At 62.7% G+C, this 477-nt stretch carries 1 protein-coding gene; it reads left to right on the top strand.

The window, feature by feature from the left end; translation table 11 throughout:
- The coding region (locus DXC67_RS10520) for a P1 family peptidase (protein WP_199410724.1) at nt 1–397 on the top strand (397 nt) is incomplete at its 5' end.
- Nucleotides 398–477: the final 80 nt, after the last annotated feature.

Genomic DNA, 477 nt, shown 5'->3' with positions numbered 1-477 from the left:
GTGGGTCGCCGGCATGCGCGCCTCAGCCGATAGCGACCAAATCGTCGATATGGAACTCGCAGCCTTTGCCGCCGCCGGATCCATGCAGATGCCGCTCGACCGCACCAACACCACCATCAGCTGCATCGTCACCAACGTGGAACTCACTAAGGCACAAGCCACCAAGGTCTCCCAGATGGCCGCAGACGCCTACGCACACGCCATCCGTCCCACGCACACCACCAACGACGGCGACACCATCTACACCCTCGCCAGCGGCAAACTGGGCGCCCAGGCAAACGCCGCCGTTCCCCTAGACCTGCTGGGCATGCTCGCCGTAAGGGCTTTGCAAACCGCCATCGTAAACGGAGCCAAAACCGCCAAAACCTCCCACGGCATCCCCGGCGCCGCGAAGTAATCTCACTCGTCCGCCGGTCGGAGGCGGGCGGGCATTACGTTTGCTGCTCTACAGTCCTATGCAAGACGAAGGCCACATTA

This window comes from Collinsella sp. TF07-1 (assembly GCF_003437235.1).
Lineage (GTDB): Bacteria > Actinomycetota > Coriobacteriia > Coriobacteriales > Coriobacteriaceae > Collinsella.
The sequence above is the reverse complement of the archived record's forward strand: the minus strand, read 5'-3'. Positions and strand labels throughout refer to the sequence as shown.